Genomic DNA, 26079 nt, shown 5'->3' with positions numbered 1-26079 from the left:
TCGCTTTTCCATTTCCGGGGTGGCCAGGCTCGGTTTGCCGCGGTCAGCCGCCCCGGCGCGCGCGCAGCAGCTTGAACAGGGCCGCGCCGACCACCGGCACGATGGCCGCGGCCAGGCCGATCAGGACGATGGTGTTCAGGTGCTCTTTCACCAGCGGGATATTGCCGAAGAAATAGCCCGCCGCCACCAGGCTGACCACCCACAGCAGTGCGCCCAGCACATTGAAAAGCTGGAAGCGCGACAACGGCATGTCGGCCACGCCGGCCACGAACGGCGCGAACGTGCGCACCACCGGAATGAAGCGCGACATGACGATGGTCTTGCCGCCATGCTTCTCATAGAAAGCGTGCGTGCGCATCAGGGCGCCGCGATCCAGGAAGCGCAGATTCATCGAGAACACGCGCGGCCCGATGTAGCGGCCGATGGCGTAGTTCACGCTGTTGCCGGTGATGGCGGCCACGATCAGCAGCGCCCCCAGCAACACCGGATCGAGGCTGCCCGTGGCGCCGAAGGCGCCAGCGATGAACAGCAGCGAATCGCCCGGCAGGAACGGCAACACCACCAATCCTGTCTCCGCGAAAACGATCAGGAACAGCACCAGATAGACCCACACGCCATACTGCTGGACCCAGACCCCGAGAGTCTGGTCGATGTGGAGCACCATTTGGAAAAATTCAAGCATCAATACGTCCCTGAAGGCGGAAGGGGAATCAGGCCACGACTATAGCCCACCGTATCCAGAGGCTAAAATCCTCCCTATGGCTACACCGGAACCCCCCATGACAGAACGCCGCTCCATTCTTGCGCTGCCCGATCTGCTGATCAGCCAGATCGCCGCGGGCGAAGTGATCGAGAGACCCGCCTCGGTGCTCAAGGAAATCCTCGAGAACGCCATCGACGCCGGCGCCCGCGCGATCGAGGTGCGCCTGGAGGGCGGCGGCATCCGCCGCATTGCCGTGACCGACGATGGTGGTGGCATTCCACCGGATGAGCTGCCGCTGGCGCTGGCGCGCCACGCCACCAGCAAGATCCGCAACCTCCACGAGCTGGAATCGGTCGCGTCCATGGGGTTCCGCGGCGAGGCGCTGGCCTCGATTGCCTCGGTGGCGCAGGTCTCCATTATTTCGCGCACGCGCGATGGCGAGCATGCCTGGCAGATCCAGGCCGGCAGCATGCAGGTCACCCCCGCCTCGGGCCCGCCGGGCACCACCGTGGACGTGCGCCAGTTGTTCGACGCGGTGCCGGCGCGGCGCAAGTTCCTGCGCTCGGAAGCCACCGAATTCGGCCACTGCGTCGACGCCATGGAGCGCATCGCGCTGGCCCATCCGCAGATCGCCTTCCGCCTGTTCCACCACGACCGCGCACAGCGCCAGTGGCTGCCGGCCGAACCGCCGCAGCGCATCCGCGACGTGCTGGGCGCGGAATTCGCCGAACACGGCCTGCTGCTGTCGCACAGCGTCGGCACGGTCAGCCTGGCAGGCATGATCACCCGCCCCACCGCGGCCCGCGCCCGCGCCGACCGGCAGTACCTGTACGTCAACGGCCGCTACGTGCGCGACCGCACCGTCAGCCACGCGCTGCGCGCCGCCTACGCCGACGTGCTGCATGGCGACCGCCAGCCGGCCTATGTGCTGTTCCTGGACATCGACCCGGCCGCGGTCGACGTCAACGTGCATCCGGCCAAGCACGAGGTGCGCTTTCGCGACAGTGGCGCGGTGCACCGCTTCGTCAACCACGCGGTCAGCCAGACGCTGGCGCAGACGGGCGGATCGTCGGCGGTGGCGCCGACCGCGGCGCCGCGCGATGACGATGACGGATTCGAGACCGTGGCGCCATCAGCGCCCACGGCGCCCGGCGGCTTGCCCGCCTCCGCGCCGGCCGACACGCCTCGCCCCGGCTATACCGGCGCCAGCCCGGGCGCCGCGCCCGCCTACGGCCTGCGGCCCTCGCCGGCGCCGCAGCGCCCGCATACGCAGGTGCCGTTCCGCCTGCACGCCGAGCCGGCCGGGATTCCCGCCGCCGACTGGCAATCGCTGTATCGCCCCCTGACCGAAGACACCGCCGCGCGCGTCGAGCCGCTGCGCGACGTGGCGGCGCTGGCGCCGCAGGCCGCCCCCGCGCCGACGCTGCCGGCCGACGAGGAACACCCGCTCGGCATGGCGCTGGGCCAGTTGCACGGCATCTACATCCTGGCGCAGAACCGCCGCGGCATGGTGCTGGTGGACATGCACGCGGCCCATGAGCGCGTGGTCTACGAACAACTCAAGCAGGCGCTGGACGCGCGCAGCCTGCCGCGCCAGGACCTGCTGGTGCCGGTGGTGTTCCACGCCCAGGAAAAGGATGTGGCGGTGGTCGAGGAATTCGAGGAACAGCTCGAAGACCTCGGCTTCCAGATGCGCCCCTCGGGCCCCACGTCGATCGCGGTGCGCTCGGTGCCCGCCATCCTGGCGCGCGGCGACATCGAGACGCTGGCGCGCGCCGTGCTGCGCGACCTGGCCGGCGTGGGCGTGTCGCGCCTGCTGACCGAACAGCGCAACGAACTGTTGTCGACCATGGCCTGCCATGGCTCGGTGCGCGCCAACCGCAAGCTCACGATCGAAGAGATGAACGGCCTGCTGCGGCAGATGGAAGCCACCGAGCGCGCGGACCAGTGCAACCACGGCCGGCCGACCTGGGTGCAATGGTCGGTGTCCGACCTGGACAAGCTGTTCCTGCGCGGGCAATAGGTCTTGTCCGTGTCCGCCCCTCCCCTCGTCATCTGCCTGGCCGGCCCCACCGCGGCCGGCAAGAGCGCCTCCACCCTGGCGCTGGCCGAACGCTGGCCGCTGGAAATCGTCAACGTCGATTCCGCCACCATCTACCGCGGCATGGACATCGGCACCGCCAAGCCCTCGCCGGCCGAACAAGCGCAGGTGCCCCAGCACCTGCTGGATATCCGGGATCCGGCGCAGTCGTATTCGGCGGCCGAATTCCGCGCCGACGCGCTGCGCCTGATCGACGCAATCCGCGCGCGCGGCCGCATTCCGCTTCTGGCCGGCGGCACCATGATGTACTACAAGGCGTTGCGCGACGGCCTGGACGACCTGCCGCAGGCCGATCCGGCCTTGCGCGCCGAGCTGGAAGCGCGCGCCGCCCGCGACGGCTGGCCGGCGCTGCACGCCGAGCTGGCGCGGCTGGATCCCGTCACCGCCGCGCGCCTGGCGCCCAACGACAGCCAGCGGATCCAGCGCGCGCTGGAAATCTGCCGGTTGTCGGGCCAGCCCATGTCGGCGCTGCTCGGCCGCCAGCGCGCCGCCGCCGGCGACGACGACCACCGCTACCTGACCATCAGCCTGGAACCCTCGGCGCGCGCCGCGCTGCACGCGCGCATCGAACAACGCTTCGACGCGATGCTGGCCAGCGGCCTGTTGGAAGAAGTGCGCGGCCTGCATGCACGCGCCGACCTGCACCCGGGCCTGCCGTCGGTGCGCTGCGTCGGCTACCGCCAGATGTGGGCCCATCTCGACGGCGAGATCAGCCTGGAGGAAGCCCGCGAACAGGGCATCGCCGCCACCCGCCAGTTGGCCAAGCGCCAGATCACCTGGCTGCGCGCCCAGCCCGAGCGCGTCATCGTCGACTGCCTGGCGGCCGATGCGGTGGCGCGGACCATCGACGCGGTGGCCACGGCGCTGGACGATGCATCCTGACGCAAGAGGCTGCCCGCCTTCGCGCCTGACCTTTTCGCCGCAGCCGGCCCTTGCGGCAGCGCCTGACCACGGGATATCGAACGGATGGAAATCAACGAAGCGAACCAGTCTTTTGCCGCCGGGCTGCGCAGGCAGAACGAGGCCTTGATCGGCGAAATCCAGCGGTTGCTCCGCGAACGCCCGTTCACGCTGGACCAGGGCGTTTCCAGGGAAACCGTGGACGCCATCCACTTCGAGTACGACTGGGAGTCGTTCGCTCCCGTCGCGATTCCCTTGAACACGCGTTCCGGCTACTGTGGCCGGGGCCTGCGGTTGGCATTGCAGTACCCGTTGATTCCGCCCGATGTCGACGCCGCGTTGACCGAAGCCATGGACAACGAGGACGACGATTTCGGCGATGAACTGCGCGAAATGATGACGGAGACCTACCTCGCCTGGTTCCAGGCGGCCTGGCGCGACGCGCGGGACGCCAACCGGGAGGTGCGTGGCTTTCTGTCCGTTCACGACACCATCTGGCGCACGGACCTGGATACGGGAGAAGCATTCCGCGAGGACGCGGGCCGGGTCAAGTTCTTCTAGCCGGACTGCGAAAGAAAAACCCGCCACCAGGGCGGGTTGTTCATTGCAAGGCCGGCAGGCTCAGACCACCACGGTCTGCGGCATGCCTTCGGTCTGGGCGACGATCTCGCCCAGCTTGCTGACGGTTTCGCCCTGCTCGCGCAGCGTGGCGGCGATGGCATCGGCCTGAGCCGGATCCACCACCAGCACCATGCCGATGCCGCAGTTGAAGACGCGGTACATCTCGGTGTCCTCGACGCCGCCCTGCTCCTGCAGCCACTGGAACAGCTTGGGCATTTCCCAGCTGTCGCGCCGCAGGCGGGCCGACAGGCCGTCCTGCAGGATGCGCGGCACGTTGTCGAGCAGGCCGCCGCCGGTGATGTGGGCCAGGCCCTTGATGGCGCTGCCGTGCTTGGCCAGCGCGGCCAGCACCTGCTTGACGTAGATGCGGGTCGGGGCCATGACCACGTCGACCAGCGGCTGGCCGTGGAAGTCGTCGTCGGGCTTGGCGCCGGCGCGTTCCAGGATCTTGCGCAGCAGCGAGTAGCCGTTCGAGTGCGCGCCGCTGGACGCCAGGCCCAGCACCACATCGCCGACCTTGATCGACTTGCCGTCGATGATGGCCGACTTCTCGACCGCGCCCACCGCGAACCCGGCCAGGTCGTATTCGCCATCGGGGTACATGCCCGGCATTTCGGCGGTTTCGCCGCCGATCAGGGCGCAGCCCGACAGTTCGCAGCCCTTGGCGATGCCGCCCACCACCGACGCCGCCGTGTCCACCGAAAGCTTGCCGCAACCGAAATAATCCAGGAAGAACAGCGGCTCGGCGCCCTGCACCAGGATGTCGTTGACGCTCATCGCCACCAGGTCGATGCCGACGGTGTCGTGGCGGTTCCAGTCGAACGCCAGGCGCAGCTTGGTGCCGACGCCGTCGGTGCCGGAGACCAGCACCGGCTCCTTGTAGTGCTTGGGCACTTCGAACAGGCCGCCAAAGCCGCCGATACCGGCCAGCACCCCGGGGCGCATGGTGCGCGCCGCAAGCGGTTTGATACGGTCGACCAGGGCGTCGCCCGCGTCGATGTCGACACCGGCGTCACGGTAGGTCAGGGGAGCTTTGGGTTGATTCGTCATGAGAAATGCCGTGGGATATGTAACAATTGCTGGGAATTGGGGTGGAACGCCCTGCATTTTACGATGTTGCGGCCCGGTCCTGGCCAGCGCCCGGCGAAAGCCGCCGGCGGCGGGCGGGACGGCCCCGGCCCGGCGCGGCGCCATTTTGGCGCAAACCCAAGCCAGGCAAAGGGCTTGGACGCGACACCGGCGCCCCGGGTGGTTTAAAGTGTAGGGTTGGCCGATAGCGATTTTGCCAGTTTCTGGCGGGCAACGCCGCCGCCGGCCGTGGGCTCACCCTGGAGCCTGGCTCTACCCGCCTGATCGATAACCTCTCATGAACCGCCAGCTGCTGCTCGACGTTCTTCCCGCGCCAGCGCCCTCGCTGAACAACTTCATCGCCGGTCCCAACGGAGAGGCGCTGGCGGCCGTGCGCACGCTTGCTCCCGGCCGCGCGCTGTACATCTGGGGCGCGGCCGGCTGCGGCCGCAGCCACCTGCTGCGCGCGCTGACCGCGCGCCCCGACGCCGTCTACATCGAAGCGGCCAACAGCGCCAACATCCTGCGCGTGCTGGCCGAGGCCGACTCCAAGTCGCCCATGCCCAAGTTCGTGGCGGTGGACGACGTGCACCTCATGGACGAGCACCGGCAGGCGGGCCTCTTTGCCCTATACAACCGCTGGCGCGAATCGGCCGCCACCGGCCGCGCCTTCGCGCTGGCCGTGGCGGGCGACCGCTCGACGCTGTCGATGCCGCTGCGCGAGGACCTGCGCACCCGGCTGGGCTGGGACTTGGTGTTCCGCCTCGACCCGCTGTCAGACGCCGACAAGCTGGCGGCGCTGGCGGCCCAGGCGGCCGAACGCGGCCTGCACCTGGCGCCCGAAATCATCAACTGGATGTTGACGCACCACGAGCGCGACATCCGCAAGCTGGCGGCCTTGCTGGACGCGCTGGACCGATACTCGCTGGCCACCGGCCGTCCCATCACCCTGCCCCTGCTGCGCGCCATGCTCGCAGACCCGGATTCACAACGCACATGACCTCCCGACGTCTCGCCCTGTTCGACCTGGATCACACCCTGCTGCCGCTGGACAGCGACTACCAATGGGCCGACTACCTGGCGCGCACCGGCCGCGCCGGCGATCCGGACGAGGCCCGCCGCCAGAACGACGACCTGATGGACCGCTACAACCGCGGCGAACTCACCGCCGAACAGGCCGCCGAGTTCATGCTGGGCCTGCTGGCGGCGCACGCGCCGTTCGATCTGGCCGCCTGGCACGAGGCCTTCATGGCCGAGGTCATCCGCCCGTCGATCACCCCCGCCGCGCGCGCGCTGGTCGAATCGCACCTGGAAGCCGGCGACCTGTGCGCCGTGGTCACCGCCACCAACAGTTTCGTCACCGCCCCCATCGCCCGCGCCTTCGGCATCCCCCACCTGGTGGCCACCGACGCCGAAGTCCAGCGCGGCCGCTACACCGGCCGCATCCTCGGCACCCCCAGCTTCAAGGAAGGCAAGGTGGTGCGCGTGAACGACTGGCTGGCCGCCATGGGCCTGGGGCTTGCGGATTTCCCCGAATCGTTTTTCTATAGCGATTCGGTCAATGATGTCCCGCTGCTCGAAAAGGTGACCCGCCCGATCGCCGCCAACCCCAGCCCCACCCTGCGCGCCATCGCCCAGGAACGCGGCTGGCAAGTGATCGATCTGTTCGACCACGTCATAGATGCCAAGTCCTAAATGATCACCGAAACCATAAAAAAATTCGTCGGCCGACTGTTCGCGCCGGCAGCCCGGGGGCCTTTGCGCATCGGACGCGACAAGCACGGCATCGACCGCCGCAATGTCTCGCGCCACGCCATCAAGGTATGCGAGGTGTTGCGCCAGCATGGCTATGAAGCCTATATCGTCGGCGGCGCGGTGCGCGACCTGATCGTCGGCCTGGAACCCAAGGACTTCGACGTCGCCACCAACGCCACGCCCGAACAGATCCGCCCGCTGTTCCGCCGCGCCCGCATCATCGGCCGCCGCTTCCAACTGGTGCACGTGGTGTTCGGCCAGGAAATCATCGAGACCTCCACCTTCCGCGCCCCCGCCTCGGAAGACCAGGAAACCGACGCGCACGGCCGCATCCTGCGCGACAACGTGTTCGGCACGCACGAGGAAGACGCGGCGCGCCGCGACTTCACCATGAACGCGCTGTACTACGACCCGCACAACGAGGAAGTGATCGACTTCCACAACGGCGTGGCCGACCTGAAGAAGCGCCAGATCCGCATGATCGGCGACCCGGCCAAGCGCTACCGCGAAGATCCGGTGCGCATGCTGCGCGCGGTGCGCTTCGCCGCCAAGCTGAACGGCACGATCGACCCGGCCACGCGCCAGCCGATCCGCACCATGGCAGACCTGATCGAAAACGTGCCGGCCTCGCGCCTGTTCGACGAGATGCTCAAGCTGCTGACCTGCGGCCACGCCATGGACTGCCTGCGCCAGTTGCGCGCCGACGGCCTGCACAACGGCCTGCTGCCGCTGCTGGACGTGGTGCTGGAACAGCCGGGCGGCGAACACTTCGTGGAACTGGCGCTGGAACGCACCGACGCCCGCGTGCGCGCCGGCAAGACCATCAGCCCCAGCTTCCTGTTCGCCGCGCTGCTGTGGCAGCAGGTGGAAGTGCGCTGGAAGCAGTTGCGCGCCCAGGGCGAACACACCATCCCTGCGCTGTCGCAGGCCGCCGACTCGGTGCTCGACGAGCAGACCGAGAAGCTCGCGATCCAGCGCCGCTTCTCGTCGGACATGCGCGAGATCTGGTTCATGCAGCCGCGCTTCGAGCGCCGCATGGGCAAGACCATCTTCCGCATGATCGAGCAGCCGCGCTTTCGCGCCGCCTGCGACTTCCTGCAACTGCGCGCCGCCGCCGGCGAGTTCGACAGCGTGCTGGCGCAGTGGTGGATGGACCTGGCCAACGCCGATGACGCCACCCGCGCCGACATGATCGAGGAAGTCTCGCGCCTGCCGCGCGACGCCAGCGACGGCCCGGCGCCGGCCGCGCGCAAGCGCCGGCCGCGCCGCCGCTCGTCCTCGCGTGGCGCGGGCAGCGCCGCGGGCGGTGCCGGCGGCGCCGAGTAAAGCCATGGCCGCCCCCGTGCGCGCCTACATCGGGCTGGGCGCCAACCTGGGCGACAGCGCGGCAACGCTGCGCAGCGTGCTGGCCGAGCTGGCCGCCACCGACGGCATCGTCGCGGTGACGGCCTCGCCGTTCTATCGCACGGCGCCGGTGGACGCCACCGGCCCGGATTTCGTCAACGCGGTCGCGGCGCTGGACACCACGCTGGCGCCTCTCGACCTGCTGGATCTGCTGCAGGCGCTGGAATTGCGCCATGGACGTGAGCGGCCCTACCGCAACGCGCCGCGCACCCTCGACCTGGACCTGCTGCTGCATGGCGACGCCGCCATGGCGCATGAACGCCTGATCCTGCCGCACCCCCGCATGCAGTTGCGCGCCTTCGTGCTGCGCCCGCTGCGCGACCTGGCGCCGACGCTGACGCTGGCCGGCCGCGGCCTCGACGCCTGGCTCGGCGACATCACCGACCAGCCGATCGAACGCCTGGACTGAACCGCGCCGGGCGGCGCGGTTGCCGCCGCCTTCCTGATTACCGTGAAGATCGGCCCTGCGGCCGCGTCACGCCTTGGGCGCGAACGCCAGCATGGCGCGTTCGACGTCGTCCACGCCGGGAAGCCCCGCCTCGTTGCCCAGGTGCTGGATCTTGTGCGCCGAGGCGGCGCGGGCGAAGGTGAAGTGTTCCTTCCAGGCCAGCTCGGGCCGGTTGAGGTACGACCAGACATAGGCGCCGTGGAACACGTCGCCCGCGCCGGAGGTATCGATGATGCGGTCCGCAGGCACGTCCAGCGACGGCAACGTGTCGACCTTGCCGCTTTCGTCGTACCAGAGCATGCCGCGCTCGCCCAGCGTCACCGCGCCGATGCGGCAGCCGCGCTGCTTGAGCAGGTCCAGCAAGCCGTGCGGCGACAGGTCGAGCTGTTCGCACATGCGTTCGGCGCAGACCGCCACGTCGATATGGCGCAGCAGTTCGTCGGTGTTCTCGCGCACGCCGCCGCCATCGAGGGAGGTCAGGATGCCGGCCTGGCGGCAGGCGCGCGCATAGTGCAGCGCGGCGTCGGGCTGGTGGCCGTCCAGATGCAGCGCGCGGTAGCCGCTGACGTCCAGGCGCGGAAAATCGTTCAGGTAGTCGGCATCGCGCGCCCGCACGATGGCGCGCTTGCCATGGTTGGGCATGATGAACGACAGCGACGAGCGCCGCACCTGGCGCCCGTGCAGCGTGACGCCGTGCGCGGCCGCCATGTCGGTGTACATGTGGCCGAGCCAGTCCGGCGCCAGCGAGCAGATCAGGTCGGGCTTCGTGCCCAGCTTGCCGCAGGCGAACGCCGCGGTGACGGCATTGCCGCCGAACGACACGGCGTAGTCACGCGCCACGCTTTTCTCGTCGCCGGTGGGCCATTCGTCGGCCAGCACGGTGACGTCGATGTAGGTATGCCCGATGAAAAGCGCTGCACTCATGAGACCGTCCGCGGAAAGATTTGCCGGATTGTAGGCCGGACACCGCCGGACGGGATCAAGCGGCGCTGGCTTCGCCGGCCTGCGCCAGCACGCGGCGGGCGCGGGTGATGACGGGCGCGTCCACCATCTTGCCGTCCAGCATGAAGGTGCCGGCGGCCTTGTCTCGATGCGCGTCAACCACGCGGCGGGCCCAGGCCAGCTCGGCCGGATCGGGCGCGAAGGCGGCGTAGATCACCGGCACCTGCGCGGGATGGATGCACAGCATGCCGCCGAACCCCATCTGCTGGGCGCGCGCGGCGGCGGCGGACAGCCCGGCGTGGTCCTCGACCCCCGGGAACACGCCGTCCAGCGCCGGCGCCAGCCCGGCGGCGCGGGTCTGCAGCAGCACCTGCACGCGGGCGTGGTCCAGCACGGCTTCGGCGCCGGCGGTGTCCGGCGCCAGGCCCAGGTCCAGGCCGTAGTCGAGGCTGCCGAACGCCAGCCGCGCCACGCCGGGCGTGCCGGCGACCTCGGCGGCGTTGAGGATGCCGCGCGCGGTTTCCAGGATCGGAATGACCGGCAGCCCCGCCTGCGCCACGTGGCGCACCTGCGCCAGGCTTTCGGCCTTGGGCAGCAGGATCCCGGCCACGGCGGGCTTGCCGCGGCAGGCCTTCAGGTCGTCGTCGTGCCACGAGGTGGAGGCGTCGTTGATCCGCACCCACACCCGCGCCTGCGGCTGGGTGCCGAGGAAGTCGCAGAGCGCTTCGCGGGCCGAGGCCTTGGCCAGGTGCTCGACCGCGTCTTCCAGGTCGACGATGACGGCATCGGCGCCGCTGGCCAGGGCCTTGGGGATGCGTTCGGCACGGGAGGCCGGCACGAACAGCGCGGTACGAACGACGGAATGCATCACACCACCTCCGAAGCATGGAATCGCGCCACCTGTTCGGGCGCGTATCCTAGTGATGCTAGCACCGCATCCGTGTTCTGGCCCACGGCGGGCACCGCCGCCATGCGCGGCGCGAAGGCGTTGCTGCTGGCCGGCGGCAGCAGCGCCGGCAGCGCGCCGGCCGGACTGTCGACCTGGCTCCAGCGGTCGCGCGCCCGCAATTGCGGGTGGGCCCAGACCCCGGCCATGTCGTTGACCCGGGCGTTGGCGATCTGCGCGTCTTCCAGCCGGTCGGTGACCTGCTGCACGCTGAGGTCGGCGAAGGCCGCGACGATCAGCGCGCGCAGGGCCTCGCGGTTGGCGGTGCGCAGCGAGTTGGTGGCGAAACGCGGGTCCTCGGCCAGCTCGGCCTGGCGCAGCACCTGGGCGCAGAACACGCGCCATTCGCGTTCGTTCTGCAGGCCCAGCATGATGGTGTTGCCATCGCCGGTGGGGAACGGGCCGTAGGGATAGATCGAGGCGTGGGCCGCGCCGGCGCGCACCGGCGGCGCCGCGCCCTCGAACGCGTAGTACATCGGGAAGCCCATCCACTCGACCATGCTCTCGAGCATGGAGACGTCCAGGCGGCTGCCCAGGCCGGTCTTCTGGCGCAGCAGCAGCGCGTTGAGAATGGCGGAATAGGCGTACATGCCGGCCGAAATGTCGGCGATGGAGCAGCCGGCCTTGACCGGGTCGTCGGCGGTGCCGGTGACCGACAGGAAGCCGCTTTCGCTCTGGATCAGCAGGTCGTAGGCCTTCTTGTCCTGGTAGGGGCCGCCTTCGCCATAGCCTGAGATGTCGCAGACGATCAGGCGCGGGTGCCTGGCGTGCAGCGCCTCGAACGACAGGCCCAGGCGCGCGGCGGCGCCGGGCGCCAGGTTCTGCACCAGCACGTCGGCCTGTTGCAGCAGGCGTTCCATGATGTCGCCGGCTTCGTCGCGCTTGAGGTCCAGCGTCAGGCTTTCCTTGGAACGGTTGGTCCAGACGAAGTGCGACGACAGGCCGCGCACGCGCTCGTCATAGCCGCGGGCGAAGTCGCCCGCGCCGGGACGTTCGATCTTGATGACGCGTGCGCCCATGTCCGCGAGCTGGCGGGTGCAGAACGGGGCGGCGATGGCGTGCTCGAGGCTGACGACGGTGATGCCGTCCAGCGGGCGGGGGGCTGGCGTGCTCATGCGGTGAACCTCAGTTCGGCCTGGTGGGCCAGCGTGCCGTCCTGCTCGGCCCAGAGCCGGGCCAGACCCGGCTCGTCGATGCGGCCGGCGACCTGGAAGGGCGTGGGCGCGATCAGCGGCCGCAGGCCGCGGTACGACAGGTGCGTGGGGCGCGCGCCGGGGTGGGCGCGCAGGAAGGCGGCGACCATCTCGGTGGCGATCAGCGGGCCGTGCACCACCAGGCCCGGATAGCCTTCGGTGGCGGTGACGTAGGGATGGTCGTAATGGATGCGGTGGCCGTTGAAGGTCACGGCCGAATAGCGGAACAGCAGCACCGAGGTCGGCTCGATGGTGTCGCGCCACTGCGCCTGCGGCGCCGGCTCGGTGCCGGCGAGCTTGGGCGGCGTGGGCTGGCGGTAGACGATGTCCTGCTCTTCCAGGATGGCCACCTCGCCGTCCTGGCGGTATTCGTGGCGCACCGTCACGAACAGCAGCGCGCCGGTGCGGCCGGCCTTTTCCTTGACGTCGGCCACCACCGAAACCCGTTCGGCCGGCACGCCCACCCTAAGCGGCTGGCGGAATTCGACGCGGCCGCCGGCCCACATGCGGTTGCGGTCCTGCGCCGGCGGCAGGAAGCCGCCGCGGGCCGGGTGCCCATCCGTCCCCAAGCCATCGGCCGCGACCGTGCTGATGAAGAACGCCCATTGCCACAAGGGGGGCAAGGGGTCGCCCACGGCGGGCGCGGGGCCGCCCAGCGTGGCGGCGATGCGCGCCGCATGGCCGGGGTCCATCGCGTCCGCCTGGCGCTCGCCGCTGCCGATCCAGCCGGCCGGGTCTGTCGATGTCATGCCGATATTCCTCTGATGATTGATCTGGTGGCTAGCATCCCGCATGGCGGGGACACTGTGAATTCATTTTTCCTCAAGGCCGGCTTTGGGGCGCCTGAATCGTGCGCCCGGCGCCCGCCGCCGTAATATAGGCGCCATGCACTTCGATCTCGCCGACCTCCGCCTTTTCATCCACATCGCCGAATCCCCCAGCCTGACGCAGGCCGCCAAGCGCGCCCACCTGTCGCTGGCCGCGGTCAGCGTGCGCATCAAGGCGCTGGAGAACCAGCTCAACACCCGCCTGTTGTACCGCGACAGCCGCGGCGTGGAAATCACCCCGGCCGGCCAGCGGCTGTTGCAGCACGCGCGGGTCATCATGCGCCAGGTCGATCACCTGAAGCACGACTTCCAGGAGCAGGCCGACGGCGATGCCGGCCACATCCGCATCTTCGCCAACACCACGGCGGTCACCGAATTCATGCCGGACATCCTGGCGCGGTTCCTGGCGGGCCATCCCGGCGTCACCGTCGACCTGCAGGAACGCCTGACGCGCGACATCGTGCGCGGCGTGCTGGACGGCACCACCGACCTGGGCATCGTCGCCGGGCCGGTCGACGCGCCCGAACTGCAGACCATCCACTTCAGCACCGACCGGCTGGTGCTGGTGGTGCCCAATGGCCATCCGCTGCAGGAGCAGGACAAGGTCAAGCTGGCCGACGCGGTGCGCTATCCGTTCATCACCATGCATGAGGGCTCGACCCTGGTGGCGTTCCTGCGCGACCAGCTCGAGCGCATCGGCCAGCGCCTGCCGCAACGCATCCAGCTTTACAGCTTCGATTCCATCTGCCGGATGGTGCAGGCGGGCGTCGGCGTCGGCGTGATCCCGGATTCGGCCGCGCGCCGCTACGGCGCGGAGATGAAGCTGCGCGTGGTGGAGCTGGACGAGCCCTGGGTGGTGCGCGAACGCAAGCTGCTGGTGCGCGACATCGACGCCCTGCCCGGCTGCGCGCGTGAACTGATCGAGCAGATCCGGCAGCCGGCGGCGGCCTGACGCGCTGGCGGCGGGAGGCGCCCCAACCGTCCCGCGCGCAGCGATGCCTCGTCCAGCAGGTTGTTCACACGACACGCCGCCTCGCGCCGCAAGCCCTAGCGCCCCGTGAACGCCGGCGCGCGCTTCTGCGCGAAGGCGCGCATGCCCTCCAAGTAGTCGTCGGTATAGCCCAGCTCGCGCTGCAAGGCGCATTCCAGGTCGAACTGCTGCGCCAGCGTGTTGCCGCTGGACGCATGCAGGGCGGTCTTGGTCGCGGCATAGGCGCGAGTCGGTCCGGCGGCCAGCGTGGCGCGCACGTCAGCCAGGGTGGCCTGCAGGTCCGCGTCCGGCACCACGCGCCAGATCAGCCCCCAGGCCTCGGCCTGGCGCGCGCTGACGGCCTCGCCGAACAAGGCGGCGCCCATGGCGCGCGCCGAGCCCACCAGGCGCGGCAGGAACCAGGTGCCGCCGGCGTCCGGCAGCAGGCCGATCTTGCTGAAGGCCTGGATGAAGCGCGCCGACTCCACCGCGAACACCACGTCGCAGGCCAGCACCAGGCTGGCGCCAGCGCCGGCCGCCACGCCGTTCATGACGCACACCACCGGCGCCGGCAGCGCGCGCAGCCGCAAGATGAGCGGCTTGTACAGTTTTTCCAGGTTCTCGCTCAGGTCGCGGCGCGAACCGTCCTCGGCCGGCTTGCGCTCGCCCAGGTCCTGGCCGGCGCAGAAGCCGCGGCCGGCGCCAGTCAGGATCACGCCGCGCAAGCCGGCGTGCGCCTCCAGCGCATCCAGCGCCCGCGCCAGCTCGGCGTGCATGACGGCGGTAAAGCTGTTCAGGCGCTCGGGGCGGTTGAGGGTGATGAGGCCGACGCCCTGCTCCAGCGTGAACGTGATCTCGGTGTAGCGGTCATGGCTCATGCCAGTTCCTCCAGCACCGCCAGTTGCTCGGCGCTGTCGCCCAGCAACAGGTCCGCCACCGTCAGGCGCTTGAAGTAGTCGCCCACCTCCAGCTCGTCCGTCATGCCCATGCCGCCATGCAATTGCACCGCCATCTGCGCCACCAGCCGGCCCGCGCGCGCGATTTCGAGCTTGGCCGAGGCCAGCATGCGGCGGCGCTGCGCCGGGTCGGGTTCGGTCAGCGCGGCCACCGCCACGTAGGCCATCGATAGCGCCAGTTCCTTGGCCACCAGCATTTCCGCCAGGCGATGCTGCAAGGCCTGGAACGCGGCCAGCGGCTGGCCGAACTGCTTACGCGTCTTGAGATAGTCGACGGTGATCTCCAGCAACCGCTCCATCGCGCCCGCCGCATGGGCGCACAGCGCCGCCGTCCCCCATTGCAGCGCCTGCGCCAGGGCCGCGTCGGCCGTCTCGCCCCGCGTCAGCAGCGCGTCCGCGCCAAGCGATGCCGCGTCGAAATCCAGCCGGGCGCAACGCGCGCCGTCCAGCGTCGGCGTGTCGGTGACGCGTACCCCAGTGACATCCGCCGGCACCGCCAGCAGCAGCGTGGCACCGTCGTCGGCGCGCGCGCTCACCAACCAGGCATGGGCCGCGGCGCCATGCCACACCAGGTGCTTGGCGCCGTCCAAACGCCAGCCGTTGCCGTCGCGCGTTGCGCGGCAGCCATTCGGATCGGCCTGGTAGCGGCGTCCGGGTTCCTGGTACGCCACGCTGACCACCTGCTCGCCCGAGGCGATGGCGGGCAACCAGCGTTCACGCGCGGCGGCGTCGCAGGCGCCGATCAGGGCCGCGCCCATCACGGCGCTCGGGATCACCGGCTCGGCCACCAGCCCGCGCCCCAGTTCCAGGTGCACCGGCAGCAGGCTGGCCGGCACTTCGCCGAAGCCGCCCGCTTCCTGCGGAATGTTCAGCCCCAGCACGCCCAGCTCGGCCAGCGCGCTCCAGGCCGCCGGATCGAGCCGGCCGGCGGCCTCGCGGGCGCGGCGCCGAGGCCGGGTCCACGCCTGGTCCACCAGGCGGCGCAGGCTGTCGGCCAGCATGCGCTGTTCTTCGGTATAGAGGAAATCCATGTGTCGTGCTCCTTGCGGCGCGCGCCTGTCTTGCAATCCAGGCGGGCGTCCGGATTGGCGGATTACAGGCCCAGCACCAGGCGGGCGATGATGCCCTTCTGCACTTCGGTGGTGCCGCCGTAGATCGAGGTCTTGCGCATGTCGGCATAGCCCGCGCCCGATGCCGCGGCCATCTCCGGGCCGGGGCCGTGATAGGCGGCCTCGGCCAGCATCCATTCGGGGTCGTACGGCCAGGCATCGGGGCCGGCCACTTTCATCTGCAGCATAGCCAGGTCCTGCTGAATCTCGGAGCCGCGGATCTTCAGCACCGAAGCCTCCGGGCCGGGCGTGCCGCCATTGCTCGCCGCCACGCGCAGCAACAGCATTTCCAGCGCCATGATGTCGACCTCGATACGCGAGATGCGGTCCCGCATGCGGCTGTCGGCCAGCAGCGGCCGGCCGCGCGACGTGGCGCGGGCCGCCATGTCCTTGAGGATGCCGAGTTCGCGATGGCAATGGCCCAGGCCGGCGATGCCGGTGCGTTCGTGGCCCAGCAGGTACTTGGCATACGTCCAGCCCTGGTTCTCCTCGCCCACCAGGTTGGCGACCGGCACCCGCACGTTCTCCAGCCACACTTCGTTCACATCGTGCCCGCCGTCGAGCGTGCGGATCGGACGCACGCTCACGCCCGGCGCGCGCATGTCCAGCAGCAGCATCGAGATGCCGCGCTGGGCGCGCGCCTCGGGGTCGGTGCGCGCCAGGCAGAACATCCAGTCGGCGTACTGCGCCAGCGTGGTCCAGGTCTTCTGGCCGTTGACCACGTATTCATCCCCATCGCGCACCGCGCGGGTCTTGAGCGAGGCCAGGTCCGACCCCGAGCCGGGCTCGGAATAACCCTGGCACCACCAGTCCTGTACCCGGGGAATACGCGGCAGGAAGCGCGCCTGCTGCTCGGCGCTGGCGTACTTCATCAGCACCGGGCCGATCATGGACAGGCCGAACGGCAACAGGCGCGGCGCGCCGGCCTTGAAGCACTCCACTTCGAAGATCAGCCGTTCCAGCGCGTTCCAGCCGGTGCCGCCGTGCTCGACGGGCCAGTTCGGCGCGCCCCAGCCCTGGTCGGCCAGGATGTTGTGCCAGCGCACGTAGTCGTCGCGCTCCAGCCGCTGGTGCCGGCGCACCTTGTCGCGGATGTCACGCGGCAGCCGGTCGGCGGCGAACGCGCGCACCATTTCGCGGAACCGGATCTCTTCCGGCGTCCAGGTCAGATTCATGGCCTACCTCCTTTGGCGGCTATCTAGCCATGCCGACCCGGCGCCGGACAATCTGCGGTTGCCGAAGGCGGGCTTTTGCCTCGGTGTAGGGCCATCGCGAACGGGCACTACGGGCCGGCAAAAGGCCTGCTTCAGCAATGAAGAATGGCACCTGCCGGCGCCAGCCCCGACACTGGCGGCTCATCCATCCGAAACCGTATGCCATGACCGCAACCGACCCACGCGCCACCGAAGGCGTCGAGGCGCAATACCGCCAGACGCTCGATCAGGGACGCTTCCAGATCCAACATTGCGACGCCTGCGACCGCGCCGTGTTCTATCCCCGCATGCTCTGCCCGCATTGCGGCGCGGACCTGTTGTCCTGGCGCACGCCGGACGGGCGCGGCACGGTCTATTCCACCACCACCGTGCGGCGCAAGCCCGAGGCGGGCGGCGACTACAACGTGGCGCTGGTCGACCTGCTCGAAGGCGTGCGCCTGATGAGCCGGGTCGAGGGCGTGGCGCCCGACGCCGTGCGCATCGGCATGGCGGTGCGGGCCCAGGTGGCCGTGACGGAAGGCCGCGGCCTGCTGGTCTTTGTTCCCAACAAGGAGGCGCAATGACGCTGAACGATCTGCGCGGCGCCGTCGCGGTGGCGGGGGTCGGCCATGCCGGCCTGGGCCAGGCCCACGGCTACACCGAAATGGAAATCCTGGTGCAGGCGGCGCAGCGCGCGGTGGCCGACGCCGGCCTGTCGATGCGCGACATCGACGGCCTCTGCACCGCCAGCGTGGCGGCGCCGATGTGGGCGATGCCGGTCATCGAGCACCTGGGCATCCGCCCCAGCTTCATCGACAGCACCATGCTGGGCGGTTCCAGCTTCGTGGCGCACCTGCTGCCGGCGCTGCACGCGCTGGCCTCGGGCCAATGCAACGCGGTGCTGGTCTGCTATGGCAGCACGCAGCGCACCTCGACGCTGAGCCGCGCCGAGATCGGCCGCGTGCGCAAGCAGTTCGATCCGCAACCCTACGAGACGCCGTACGACCCGTTGAGCCCGCTGTCGTCGTATGCGCTGGCCGCGGCGCGCCACATGCACCAGTACGGCACCCGCCGCGAACACCTGGCACAGGTCGCGCTGGCCGCCAATCAATGGGCCCAGCTCAATCCCGAGGCGCAGTTGCGCGAGCCGGCCACGCTGGAACAGATCCTGGCCGCGCGCATGGTGTCCGACCCGTTGAGCGTGCGCGATTGCTGCCTGGTCACCGACGGCGCCGGCGCCTATGTGCTGGTGCGCGCCGACCGCGCCCGCGACCTGCCGCGCCCGCCGGTCTACGTGCTGGGCAACGCCACCGCCGTGTGGAACCGGCAGATCTCGTCGATGGAGGACCTGACCGTCACCGCCGCCAGCGAATCGGGCCGCCGCGCCTATGCCATGGCGGGCGTCTCGGCCCAGGACATCGACGTGGTCGAGCTGTACGACGCCTTCACCATCAACACCCTGCTGTTCCTGGAGGACCTGGGCTTCTGCGCCAAGGGCGAGAGCAAGGACTTCATCGCCGACGGCGCCATCGCGCCCGGCGGCCGGCTGCCGGTCAACACCAACGGCGGCGGCCTGTGCTGCGTGCATCCGGGCATGTACGGCGTCTTCATCATGATCGAGGCCGTGCGGCAACTGCGCGGCGAGGCCGGCGCGCGCCAGGTGGCCAACGCCGAACTGGCGCTGGTGCACGGCAACGGCGGCACGCTGTCCAGCCAGGCCACCGCCATCCTCGGCACCGCCGCCACGCTTTGACTCCGACCGCAGCAACCATGTCGCACTCAGAACCGCTCACCCGCATCCACCAGTTGCTGGCCCGCCAGGCCGGCAGCCAGCCCGACGCCATCTGCCTGTACGAGGAAGGCGGCGGCATCCTGACCTATGCGCAACTGTGGCAACGCGCCGAGGACGCGGCGCGCTGGCTGGCGGCGGCGGGCGTGAACCCGGGCCACCGGGTGCTGATGGTCGGCGAGAACTGCGCCGCCATGATCGCCGCGTTGTTCGGCTGCGGCATCATCGGAGCCTGGCCGGTTGGCGTGAACGCGCGCTTGTCGACGCGGGAAATCGCCGCCATCAGCGCCCACGCCCAACCCGAGATCACGCTCTACACCAGCGGGGTTTCCGGCGCCGCCGCCGCCCATGCCGACGCGGCCGGCGCGCAACCCGCCGATGCCGCCGCCTGGGGGTCAGGCGTGCGGGCACGGCGCGCGGATTCTCCTACCCAACCCGAAACCGGCGCCCAGGCCGCCGAGGTCGCCACCGTGATCTACACGTCCGGCACCACGGGCGCGCCCAAGGGCGTCATGGTGCCGCACCGCGGCCTGCTGCATTTCGCCGGCGTCTCGGCCGCGTCGCGCCGCCTGACGCCACGCGACATCGGCTACGCCGCCCTGCCGCTGTCGCACATCTTCGGCATCGCCACCGTGCTGATGGCGACGCTGCACGGCGGCGCCAGCCTGGTGCTGCGCAGCCGCTTCGATCCCGAGGACGCCTTCAAGGCGCTGGCCCACCCCGGCGTCAGCATCCTGCAGGGCGTGCCGACCATGTTCAACCGCATGCTGGCGGCCGCGCCGCCGCGCGCTGAACTGCGCGCACCGGCGCTTCGCTACGTCTACACCGGCGGCGCGGCGCTGGACCCGACGCTCAAGCGCGACGCCGAACGCTACTTCGGCGTCGCCATGCATCACGGCTATGGCATCACCGAATACGCCGGCTCCATGTTCATCACCGACATCGACGCCCCGCCGACCGATTGCAGCGCCGGCTTCGCGGTGGACGGCGTGCAATTGCGCATCGGCCGTCCCGACGACGACGCGCCGCGCCCGGGCGAACGCGGCGACATCCTGATCCGCGGCCCCGGCGTGATGCTGGGCTACTACCGCGACCCGGCGCAGACCGCGCAGGCGCTGCTGCCCGGCGGCTGGCTCAACACCGGCGACATCGGCTACCTGGACGACCGCGGCGCGCTCTACATCGCAGGCCGCTCCAAGGACCTGATCATCCGGTCCGGCTTCAACGTCTACCCGATCGAGGTGGAGGCGGTCATCAACGCCTTTCCCGGCGTGCGCCTGTCGGCGGTGGTGGGCCGCCCCACCGAGGACCACAACGAGGAGGTCATCGCCTTCGTCGAACCCCTGGCCGACGCGCGCCTGGACACCCATCTGCTGATGCTGCACCTGCGCGCCCAACTGGCGCCGTACAAGCGGCCGGCGCAGATCCACTGCATCGACACGATTCCCACCACCGTCAGCGGCAAGATCCTCAAGCAGCCGCTGAAAGAAAGGCTGGCGTAGGCGCGGCCCCGCTGTTCCGCTCCGCGACCGGCTCATTCCACAAGGAGACATGAGCGTGAACATCAAGACCCTGCTCGCCGCGGCCGCCGCCGTGGCGGCCATGGCGACCGGCGCCAGCGCCGCCGCCGACAGCGCCTACCCCGACCGCCCCATCCGCCTGCTGGTGGGCTACGCCCCCGGCGGCCCCGTGGACACCACCGCGCGCGTCTTCGCCAAGTACCTGGGCGACAAACTGGGCCAGGCGGTCGTGGTCGAGAACCGCGCCGGCGCCAGCGGCATGATCGCCTCCGACGCCACCGCCAAGGCGCCGCCCGACGGCTACCTGCTGGGCTTTGCCGCCAGCCCCACGCTGACCATGTCGCCGCTGGTCCAGCGCAGTACCCTGTTCGATCCGCGCAAGGACTTCTCGCTGATCGGCCTGGTCGTCGACTACGCCAACGTGCTGCTGATCGGCCCGCAGGCCCCGGCCAAGAGCGTGGGCGAGCTGGTCGACTACGCCCGCGCCCATCCCGATGCCGTGTCGTTCGGCTCGGCCGGCATCGGGGCGTCGAACCACCTGTCGGCCGAACTGCTGAAGAAGCAGGCCGGCGTGCCGATGCTGCACGTGCCGTATCGCGGCAACTCGCCGGCGATGATGGACGTGGTCAGCGGCAAGATCACTTTCATGTTCGACATCACCAGCACCGCGATTCCGTTCATCAAGAGCGGCAAGGCGCGCGCGCTGGCGGTCACCTCCCGCACCCGCAACCCCGAGCTGCCCGACGTGCCCACCATGATCGAGGCCGGCATGAAGGACTACGAGGTGGTCGGCTGGTACGCGCTGGTCGGCCCGCGCAAGCTGCCCGATGCGGTGCAGGCGCGCCTGACCCGCGCCCTGTCCGAGGTGTCGAAGGACCCCGCCTTCCGCCGCGCCATGACCGACGGCGGCTACACCATCAACACCGGCGACGGCGCCGCGCTGCAACAGCGCATCGACCGTGAATATGCGCTGTGGGCCGATGTGATCCAGAGCGCCAACATTCAGGCCAACTGACTTTCAGGGAACACCGCCTATGACGCCAACCGCATTGCGCACGCAGACCCGATTGCCCATCATCGGCGCCCCCATGTTCCTGGTCTCCGGCCCGGACCTGGTGGCGGCGCAATGCGGCGCCGGCATCATCGGCACCTTCCCTGCGCTCAACGCCAGGCCGCAGGAGCAGCTTCACGAGTGGATCACGCGCATCGAGGACAGGCTGGCGCGCGCGCGCCGGGCGGCGCCGCACGCTGTGATCGCGCCCTATGGCGTCAATCTCATCGTCCATCCCAGCAACGCCCGCTGGCAGGGCGACCTGGCCATCTGCGCCGAGCGCCGCGTGCCGCTCGTCATCACCTCGCTGCATCCACCCGAAGCGGTGGTGCGCGCCGTCCACGCCTACGGCGGCCAGGTCTACCACGACGTCACCACGGTGCGCCACGCCCGCCGCGCCCTGGAGGCGGGCGTCGACGGCCTGATCCTGGTCTCCGCCGGCGCCGGCGGCCACGCCGGCCGGCTCAACCCGATCGCCCTCGTCAACGAAATCCGTGCCTTTTACGCTGGTCCCCTGGCCCTGTCCGGCTGCATCAGCCACGGCAAGGACATCCTCGCCGCCCAGGCCCTGGGCTGCGACTTCGCCTACATGGGCACCCGCTTCATCGCCACCCGCGAATCCCTGGCCAACGACGCCTACCGCGAAATGATCCTGCGCGCCCAGGCCGCCGACGTCACCTACACCCCGTACTTCTCGGGCGTGCCCGCCAACTACCTGAGCGAGAGCATCCGCGCCGTGGGCCTGGATCCCGCCCAGCTTCCCGACTACGACGCCGCGCCCCCGAACCTGGACAAGAACACTCGCCCCAAAGCCTGGAAAGACGTCTGGAGCGCCGGCCAGGGCGTGGGCGCCGCGCAGGAAGTCCTGTCGGTGGCCGAACTGGTGAACCAATTGGAAACGGAATACCAGGAAGCCAAGACCGCGCTGCTGCGCTGACGCGCTGACGCGCACTCACCCCCCAGCGCGCAGCGTCATCCCAAACCGCAAGACACCACGTAGGCCTCAAAAGGCCGCCCGCGCGGCCGCCTTGAGGCGGGCCCCGCAAGCTACTCCACCCCCACGCCGAAGATGGCCAAAATGCCAAGAACACCCCCCCTCCCCAACCCGCGCCGCTGAGTCACATCGCGAGCGTGTGCGGGGGCAGGCGGGGGACGGCGGGGCGTGTAGATGCGCCCGGCGGAAACCATAGGGAGCCGAAGGCGTACGAGGTTGAGCCCGGGGCAGTCCGGAGCGAACGCTCCGGACCGCAATCGTAGCCCCGCCGTCCCCCACCTGCCCCCGCACACGCGTCTAAAGAACCCAAAAGCCCTACTCCAACTTGATCCCCGCCTTCTTGATCACATCCCGCCACTTGGCCACTTCGCCGCGCACGAACGCCCCAAACGCCTCCGGGCTGCCGGGCTTGGGTTCCGCCCCCGCCGCCACCATCGCCTTGGCCGTCGCGGGATCCGACAACACCTTCACCATGTCCGCATTGACCCGCGCCACGATGTCGGCGGGCGTCCCCTTCGGCGCCAGCACCCCGCTCCACGAATACGCCTCGTACCCCGGCACGCCGGACTCGGCGATCGTAGGCACGTCCGGCAACATGCTCGACCGCGTCGGATTCCCCACCCCCAACGCGCGCACCTTGCCCGTCTTCAGATGCGGCACCGCCGACGGCCCGTCCGCGAACATCACCTGCACCTGGCCGCCCAGCAGGTCCTGCATCGCCGGCGCGCTGCCCCGGTAAGGAATGTGCTGAATCTTCACGCCCGCCATCGCATTGAACAGCTCGCCCGCCAGATGCGTGCCGCCGCCCGTTCCGGAGGAACTGAACGACAGCTTGCCCGGATTCGCCTTGGCATAGGCAATGAGTTCGCTCACCGTATTCACCGGCAGCGACGGATTCACCACCAGCACGATGGGGAACACCGCCGCCATGCCCACCGGCACGAAATCGCGCGTGATGTCGTAGGTCAGGTCGCCGCGCAGGCTCGGCAGCACCGCATGGTGGATGGAAGCGAAGAAGAAGTTGTAGCCGTCCGGCTCGGCCTTGGCGGCGAACTGCGCGCCAACGATGCCGCCGGCGCCCGAGCGGTTGTCCACCACCGTCGGCACCGACCACAGGTGGCCCAGCGGCTGCGCCGTGAAGCGCGCGGTGGTGTCCACCGGACCGCCGGCCGGAAACGGCACGATGAAGGTCACGGCGTGGCCGGGCCAGGCGGCGGCGCGGGCGAAGGTGGGCAGCAACGTCGTGGCGCACGCAGCGCCCAGCCCCGCGATCACGCGGCGGCGTTGAGGATCTAGCAAGGCAGTCTCCTGAGTCTCGTTCTTGTCGGTGGCGCGGCCGCAAACCACACCGGAACAACGCGGTGCCTTGCCGCCTGCCGGCCCCATTTTTCTACTGCCTGCGCGTCAGGCGCGGCCGGGGCTTTTTTTATTATTTGCCGCGCGGCCGCTTTTGCCGCTACACATTTTCAAAAGCCCCTCTTTCGCCGCGAAGCCGTGTTCGCTGAACGGACACTATCGCGCATCTGATGTGGCGCCACGGCGACGGCCATGCGGCCCGTCAAGCCGTCGGCGCGGGCGGAACGCCCCGCTCGCCGCGCCACGACACCGCCCCCGCCGCGGCTACTGTCCTCGCGCCGCGCGCTGCACGTGTTCGATGAAGCACTCGGCGAAGCTGGGCAGGTCGCGGCCGCGCTGGCGGCACAGCAGGCGGTCGCGCAGGGCCCAGGGATCTTCCAGTTTCAACACGTGCAAGGCATCGGGCCGGCTGTAGCGCGCCGCGCAGGCGCGCGGCACCACGGCGATGCCGGCGCCGGCCTCGACCATGCGGCACACGGCCTCGAAACTGCCCACGTGCACACGCTGGCAGATGCGCTTGCCCAGGCCGCTGGCGATGTCCTCCAGGAAGGTCTGGATGGCGCTGTCGGGATGGATGCCGACGAACTGATAGGCATCGATCAGGTCGGCAAAATGGGCGGACTTCGACGCCGCCAGCGGATGGTTCAGCGCCGTGACCACGGTGAGCTCATCGCGGAACAGCGGCGTCACATCCAGGCCCTCGACGTCGATGTTGCCGGCCACCAGCCCCAGGTCGCCGGCGCCCGCGCGGATCGCGATGACGATGTCGCCGGAGATCTTCTCTTCCAGCTCGACGTCCACGTCGGGGTTCTCGGCCAGGAAGGTCGACAGCGCATCCGCCAGGAAGGAATTGGTGGCGGTGGTGTTGGCCAGCAGCCGCAGCCGCCCTTTCAGGCCGCTGGCGTAGGGCTGCAGGTCGGCGTTCAGGCATTCGAGCTGGCGAAACACCGCGTTGGCGTGCTTGAGCAGCACCTCGCCAGCCGGCGTCAGCGCCACGCCCGTCGCCATGCGCACCAGCAGCCGCGCCTTGAAGGCCTCTTCCATGTGCTTGACGCGCGCGCTGGCGGCGGGCAGCGACAGGAAGGTGCGTTCGGCCGCGCGGGTCAGATTGAGCGTTTCCCCCACGTTCACGAAGAGCCGCAGGTCAGTCAGATCATGTCTCATGTTCCACCACACAGAAGGGGGGCATTTCTAATTTTGAATTCTTCGAATGCCGTGACGACCATACCATGGGGCAACCCCGTAAACCATACGGTTTGACGCGGAACTGTTTCCCACGCGGCGCGCGCCGCGGCATCTGGAGTAAGCCCCAATGAGCGGTATTGTTTCCGGCAAGGTAGTGGTCGTTACAGGCGCGGGCGGCGGCATCGGCCGCGGCATCGCGCTGGCCATGGCGCAGGCGGGCGCAAAGGTCGTGGTCAACGACATCGGCGTCTCGCTCACCGGCGAGGGCGGCGGCGAAGGCCCCGCGCAGGCCGTGGCAAGCGAGATCGTCGCGGCGGGCGGACAGGCCGTCGCCAACACCGACAGCGTGGCCGCGTACGACAGCGCCAGCCGCGTCATCCAGACCGCCATCGACGCCTTCGGGCGCATCGATGCGGTGGTCAACAACGCCGGCAACCTGCGCGACCGCGTATTCCACAAGATGAGCGAGGAGGAGTGGCGCCAGGTCATCGACGTGCACCTGAACGGCTCGTTCTTCATGAGCCGCGCCGCCGCGCCCTATTTCCGCGAGCAGGAATCCGGCGCCTTCGTGCACATGACGTCCACGTCCGGGCTGATCGGCAATTTCGGCCAGGCCAACTATGCCGCCGCCAAGCTCGGCATCGTCGCGCTGTCCAAGTCGATCGCGCTCGACATGGCGCGCTACAACGTGCGCTCGAACTGCATCGCGCCGTTCGCCTGGAGCCGCATGACCAGCTCCATTCCCGCCGAGACCGACGAGGAGAAGGCGCGCGTCGAAAAGCTGAAGAAGATGGAGGCCAACAAGGTCGCGCCCATGGCGGTGTACCTGGCCAGCGACGCGGCCAGCGCCATCACCGCGCAGGTGTTCGCGGTGCGCGCCAACGAGATCATGCTGATGAGCCAGCCGCGGCCGCTGCGCAGCGTGCACCACGGCGAAGGCTGGACGCCCGAGCTGATCGGCGAGATCGCCGTGCCGGCCATGCGCAAGCATTTCTACGCGTTGGAGCGCTCGCCCGACGTGATCGACTGGGATCCCATCTGAGGCCGC

25 protein-coding genes are annotated in these 26079 nt (G+C 69.7%); 14 read left to right on the top strand and 11 right to left on the bottom strand.

The window, feature by feature from the left end:
• Positions 1-43: 43 nt before the first annotated feature.
• Positions 44-682: a VTT domain-containing protein gene (locus ACUDCK_RS04450; protein ID WP_006388894.1), complete on the bottom strand. Its 639-nt coding sequence runs from the start codon at positions 680-682 to the stop codon at positions 44-46.
• Between the two features lie 97 nt (positions 683-779).
• Between ACUDCK_RS04450 and mutL the strand changes: the two genes are divergently transcribed.
• The 3 genes from mutL (at position 780) to ACUDCK_RS04435 (ending at position 4265) form a co-directional block, all read left to right on the top strand.
• Positions 780-2726 carry a DNA mismatch repair endonuclease MutL gene (gene mutL, locus ACUDCK_RS04445; RefSeq protein ID WP_175168180.1) on the top strand — a complete coding sequence of 649 codons (1947 nt, stop codon included), beginning with the start codon at positions 780-782 and terminating at the stop codon, positions 2724-2726.
• 3 nt (positions 2727-2729) lie between these two features.
• The gene (gene miaA, locus ACUDCK_RS04440; RefSeq protein WP_175168179.1) at positions 2730-3686 is read left to right on the top strand and encodes a tRNA (adenosine(37)-N6)-dimethylallyltransferase MiaA; all 957 of its coding nucleotides are present in this window, start codon (positions 2730-2732) and stop codon (positions 3684-3686) included.
• 84 nt (positions 3687-3770) lie between these two features.
• Positions 3771-4265 carry a hypothetical protein gene (locus ACUDCK_RS04435; protein ID WP_175168178.1) on the top strand — a complete coding sequence of 165 codons (495 nt, stop codon included), beginning with the start codon at positions 3771-3773 and terminating at the stop codon, positions 4263-4265.
• A gap of 60 nt (positions 4266-4325) precedes the next feature.
• Here ACUDCK_RS04435 and purM read toward each other — a convergent pair whose 3' ends face one another.
• The gene (gene purM / locus ACUDCK_RS04430; protein ID WP_049071544.1) at positions 4326-5375 is read right to left on the bottom strand and encodes a phosphoribosylformylglycinamidine cyclo-ligase; all 1050 of its coding nucleotides are present in this window, start codon (positions 5373-5375) and stop codon (positions 4326-4328) included.
• Positions 5376-5691: 316 nt separating this feature from the next.
• On the opposite strand from purM, the gene hda reads away from it, so the two are divergent.
• Genes hda through ACUDCK_RS04410 form a run of 4 tightly spaced genes read left to right on the top strand, consistent with a single transcriptional unit; the run spans position 5692 to position 8961 of the window.
• Complete coding sequence (gene hda / locus ACUDCK_RS04425; protein WP_006393057.1) at positions 5692-6393, top strand: DnaA regulatory inactivator Hda; 702 nt, start codon at positions 5692-5694, stop codon at positions 6391-6393.
• Complete coding sequence (locus ACUDCK_RS04420) at positions 6390-7088, top strand: HAD family hydrolase (protein WP_049071542.1); 699 nt, start codon at positions 6390-6392, stop codon at positions 7086-7088. The genes hda and ACUDCK_RS04420 overlap by 4 nt, the downstream gene beginning before the upstream one ends.
• Entirely contained in the window at positions 7089-8474 is a 1386-nt protein-coding gene (gene pcnB / locus ACUDCK_RS04415) for a polynucleotide adenylyltransferase PcnB (RefSeq protein ID WP_049071540.1), read from the top strand.
• 4 nt (positions 8475-8478) lie between these two features.
• Positions 8479-8961, top strand: a complete 483-nt coding sequence (locus ACUDCK_RS04410) for a 2-amino-4-hydroxy-6-hydroxymethyldihydropteridine diphosphokinase (RefSeq protein ID WP_049071538.1) — start codon at positions 8479-8481, stop codon at positions 8959-8961.
• Positions 8962-9027: 66 nt separating this feature from the next.
• On the opposite strand, the gene ACUDCK_RS04405 is transcribed toward ACUDCK_RS04410, so the two are convergent.
• Genes ACUDCK_RS04405 through ACUDCK_RS04390 form a run of 4 tightly spaced genes read right to left on the bottom strand, consistent with a single transcriptional unit; the run spans position 9028 to position 12830 of the window.
• Positions 9028-9924 carry a sugar kinase gene (locus ACUDCK_RS04405; protein WP_175168177.1) on the bottom strand — a complete coding sequence of 299 codons (897 nt, stop codon included), beginning with the start codon at positions 9922-9924 and terminating at the stop codon, positions 9028-9030.
• Positions 9925-9979: 55 nt separating this feature from the next.
• A complete protein-coding gene (locus tag ACUDCK_RS04400) occupies positions 9980-10813 on the bottom strand; it encodes an HpcH/HpaI aldolase/citrate lyase family protein (RefSeq protein ID WP_175168176.1) in 834 nt (277 codons plus the stop codon).
• Entirely contained in the window at positions 10810-12003 is a 1194-nt protein-coding gene (locus ACUDCK_RS04395; protein WP_054501839.1) for a CaiB/BaiF CoA transferase family protein, read from the bottom strand. Before ACUDCK_RS04395 ends, ACUDCK_RS04400 begins: the two co-directional genes overlap by 4 nt.
• On the bottom strand, positions 12000-12830 hold the full coding sequence (locus ACUDCK_RS04390; RefSeq protein WP_175168175.1) for an FAS1-like dehydratase domain-containing protein: 831 nt from the start codon (positions 12828-12830) through the stop codon (positions 12000-12002). The genes ACUDCK_RS04395 and ACUDCK_RS04390 overlap by 4 nt, the downstream gene beginning before the upstream one ends.
• Before the next feature lie 136 nt (positions 12831-12966).
• Here ACUDCK_RS04390 and ACUDCK_RS04385 point away from each other — a divergent pair, with 136 nt between their 5' ends.
• A complete protein-coding gene (locus ACUDCK_RS04385; protein WP_049055670.1) occupies positions 12967-13860 on the top strand; it encodes a LysR substrate-binding domain-containing protein in 894 nt (297 codons plus the stop codon).
• A 95-nt stretch (positions 13861-13955) separates the two neighbouring features.
• Here ACUDCK_RS04385 and paaG read toward each other — a convergent pair whose 3' ends face one another.
• The 3 genes from paaG to ACUDCK_RS04370 all read right to left on the bottom strand — a co-directional run bounded on the left by paaG (position 13956) and on the right by ACUDCK_RS04370 (position 17118).
• Complete coding sequence (gene paaG, locus ACUDCK_RS04380; protein WP_063583361.1) at positions 13956-14756, bottom strand: 2-(1,2-epoxy-1,2-dihydrophenyl)acetyl-CoA isomerase PaaG; 801 nt, start codon at positions 14754-14756, stop codon at positions 13956-13958.
• Positions 14753-15865 carry an acyl-CoA dehydrogenase family protein gene (locus ACUDCK_RS04375; protein ID WP_175168174.1) on the bottom strand — a complete coding sequence of 371 codons (1113 nt, stop codon included), beginning with the start codon at positions 15863-15865 and terminating at the stop codon, positions 14753-14755. The genes paaG and ACUDCK_RS04375 overlap by 4 nt, the downstream gene beginning before the upstream one ends.
• Before the next feature lie 62 nt (positions 15866-15927).
• The gene (locus ACUDCK_RS04370) at positions 15928-17118 is read right to left on the bottom strand and encodes an acyl-CoA dehydrogenase family protein (protein ID WP_175168173.1); all 1191 of its coding nucleotides are present in this window, start codon (positions 17116-17118) and stop codon (positions 15928-15930) included.
• A gap of 203 nt (positions 17119-17321) precedes the next feature.
• On the opposite strand from ACUDCK_RS04370, the gene ACUDCK_RS04365 reads away from it, so the two are divergent.
• The 5 genes from ACUDCK_RS04365 to ACUDCK_RS04345 are packed head-to-tail and all read left to right on the top strand — an operon-like array spanning position 17322 to position 22433.
• A complete protein-coding gene (locus ACUDCK_RS04365) occupies positions 17322-17720 on the top strand; it encodes a Zn-ribbon domain-containing OB-fold protein (RefSeq protein WP_175168172.1) in 399 nt (132 codons plus the stop codon).
• Positions 17717-18889 (top strand): thiolase, encoded by a 1173-nt coding sequence (locus ACUDCK_RS04360; RefSeq protein ID WP_054501845.1) that lies wholly within the window; start codon positions 17717-17719, stop codon positions 18887-18889. The genes ACUDCK_RS04365 and ACUDCK_RS04360 overlap by 4 nt, the downstream gene beginning before the upstream one ends.
• A gap of 17 nt (positions 18890-18906) precedes the next feature.
• Positions 18907-20427, top strand: a complete 1521-nt coding sequence (locus ACUDCK_RS04355; protein ID WP_175168171.1) for a class I adenylate-forming enzyme family protein — start codon at positions 18907-18909, stop codon at positions 20425-20427.
• A gap of 55 nt (positions 20428-20482) precedes the next feature.
• Positions 20483-21460 carry a Bug family tripartite tricarboxylate transporter substrate binding protein gene (locus tag ACUDCK_RS04350; RefSeq protein ID WP_175142041.1) on the top strand — a complete coding sequence of 326 codons (978 nt, stop codon included), beginning with the start codon at positions 20483-20485 and terminating at the stop codon, positions 21458-21460.
• 19 nt (positions 21461-21479) lie between these two features.
• Positions 21480-22433, top strand: a complete 954-nt coding sequence (locus ACUDCK_RS04345; RefSeq protein WP_175168170.1) for an NAD(P)H-dependent flavin oxidoreductase — start codon at positions 21480-21482, stop codon at positions 22431-22433.
• Positions 22434-22805: 372 nt separating this feature from the next.
• On the opposite strand, the gene ACUDCK_RS04340 is transcribed toward ACUDCK_RS04345, so the two are convergent.
• Together ACUDCK_RS04340 and ACUDCK_RS04335 are read right to left on the bottom strand one after the other, a co-directional pair.
• Complete coding sequence (locus ACUDCK_RS04340; RefSeq protein ID WP_175168169.1) at positions 22806-23789, bottom strand: Bug family tripartite tricarboxylate transporter substrate binding protein; 984 nt, start codon at positions 23787-23789, stop codon at positions 22806-22808.
• Between the two features lie 321 nt (positions 23790-24110).
• A complete protein-coding gene (locus tag ACUDCK_RS04335) occupies positions 24111-25010 on the bottom strand; it encodes a LysR family transcriptional regulator (protein ID WP_054501852.1) in 900 nt (299 codons plus the stop codon).
• A gap of 148 nt (positions 25011-25158) precedes the next feature.
• On the opposite strand from ACUDCK_RS04335, the gene ACUDCK_RS04330 reads away from it, so the two are divergent.
• Positions 25159-26073, top strand: a complete 915-nt coding sequence (locus ACUDCK_RS04330; RefSeq protein WP_144657167.1) for an SDR family NAD(P)-dependent oxidoreductase — start codon at positions 25159-25161, stop codon at positions 26071-26073.
• The last annotated feature ends 6 nt before the right edge of the window (positions 26074-26079 follow it).

The sequence above is a fragment of the Achromobacter sp. CF-sbj1-Ac2-l genome, assembly GCF_052698165.1.
Note: the sequence above shows the minus strand (reverse complement) of the source record. Positions and strands in the feature narration are given on the sequence as shown.

What these genes read in the sequence shown, in the direction of transcription:
- ACUDCK_RS04450 (WP_006388894.1), bottom strand. Translation starts at nt 682, where the DNA reads ATGCTTGAATTTTTCCAAATGGTGCTCCACATCGACCAGACTCTCGGG.
- mutL (WP_175168180.1), top strand. Translation starts at nt 780, where the DNA reads ATGACAGAACGCCGCTCCATTCTTGCGCTGCCCGATCTGCTGATCAGC.
- ACUDCK_RS04435 (WP_175168178.1), top strand. Translation starts at nt 3,771, where the DNA reads ATGGAAATCAACGAAGCGAACCAGTCTTTTGCCGCCGGGCTGCGCAGG.
- purM (WP_049071544.1), bottom strand. Translation starts at nt 5,375, where the DNA reads ATGACGAATCAACCCAAAGCTCCCCTGACCTACCGTGACGCCGGTGTC.
- hda (WP_006393057.1), top strand. Translation starts at nt 5,692, where the DNA reads ATGAACCGCCAGCTGCTGCTCGACGTTCTTCCCGCGCCAGCGCCCTCG.
- ACUDCK_RS04420 (WP_049071542.1), top strand. Translation starts at nt 6,390, where the DNA reads ATGACCTCCCGACGTCTCGCCCTGTTCGACCTGGATCACACCCTGCTG.
- pcnB (WP_049071540.1), top strand. Translation starts at nt 7,089, where the DNA reads ATGATCACCGAAACCATAAAAAAATTCGTCGGCCGACTGTTCGCGCCG.
- ACUDCK_RS04410 (WP_049071538.1), top strand. Translation starts at nt 8,479, where the DNA reads ATGGCCGCCCCCGTGCGCGCCTACATCGGGCTGGGCGCCAACCTGGGC.
- ACUDCK_RS04405 (WP_175168177.1), bottom strand. Translation starts at nt 9,924, where the DNA reads ATGAGTGCAGCGCTTTTCATCGGGCATACCTACATCGACGTCACCGTG.
- ACUDCK_RS04395 (WP_054501839.1), bottom strand. Translation starts at nt 12,003, where the DNA reads ATGAGCACGCCAGCCCCCCGCCCGCTGGACGGCATCACCGTCGTCAGC.
- ACUDCK_RS04390 (WP_175168175.1), bottom strand. Translation starts at nt 12,830, where the DNA reads ATGACATCGACAGACCCGGCCGGCTGGATCGGCAGCGGCGAGCGCCAG.
- ACUDCK_RS04385 (WP_049055670.1), top strand. Translation starts at nt 12,967, where the DNA reads ATGCACTTCGATCTCGCCGACCTCCGCCTTTTCATCCACATCGCCGAA.
- paaG (WP_063583361.1), bottom strand. Translation starts at nt 14,756, where the DNA reads ATGAGCCATGACCGCTACACCGAGATCACGTTCACGCTGGAGCAGGGC.
- ACUDCK_RS04375 (WP_175168174.1), bottom strand. Translation starts at nt 15,865, where the DNA reads ATGGATTTCCTCTATACCGAAGAACAGCGCATGCTGGCCGACAGCCTG.
- ACUDCK_RS04370 (WP_175168173.1), bottom strand. Translation starts at nt 17,118, where the DNA reads ATGAATCTGACCTGGACGCCGGAAGAGATCCGGTTCCGCGAAATGGTG.
- ACUDCK_RS04365 (WP_175168172.1), top strand. Translation starts at nt 17,322, where the DNA reads ATGACCGCAACCGACCCACGCGCCACCGAAGGCGTCGAGGCGCAATAC.
- ACUDCK_RS04360 (WP_054501845.1), top strand. Translation starts at nt 17,717, where the DNA reads ATGACGCTGAACGATCTGCGCGGCGCCGTCGCGGTGGCGGGGGTCGGC.
- ACUDCK_RS04355 (WP_175168171.1), top strand. Translation starts at nt 18,907, where the DNA reads ATGTCGCACTCAGAACCGCTCACCCGCATCCACCAGTTGCTGGCCCGC.
- ACUDCK_RS04345 (WP_175168170.1), top strand. Translation starts at nt 21,480, where the DNA reads ATGACGCCAACCGCATTGCGCACGCAGACCCGATTGCCCATCATCGGC.
- ACUDCK_RS04335 (WP_054501852.1), bottom strand. Translation starts at nt 25,010, where the DNA reads ATGAGACATGATCTGACTGACCTGCGGCTCTTCGTGAACGTGGGGGAA.
- ACUDCK_RS04330 (WP_144657167.1), top strand. Translation starts at nt 25,159, where the DNA reads ATGAGCGGTATTGTTTCCGGCAAGGTAGTGGTCGTTACAGGCGCGGGC.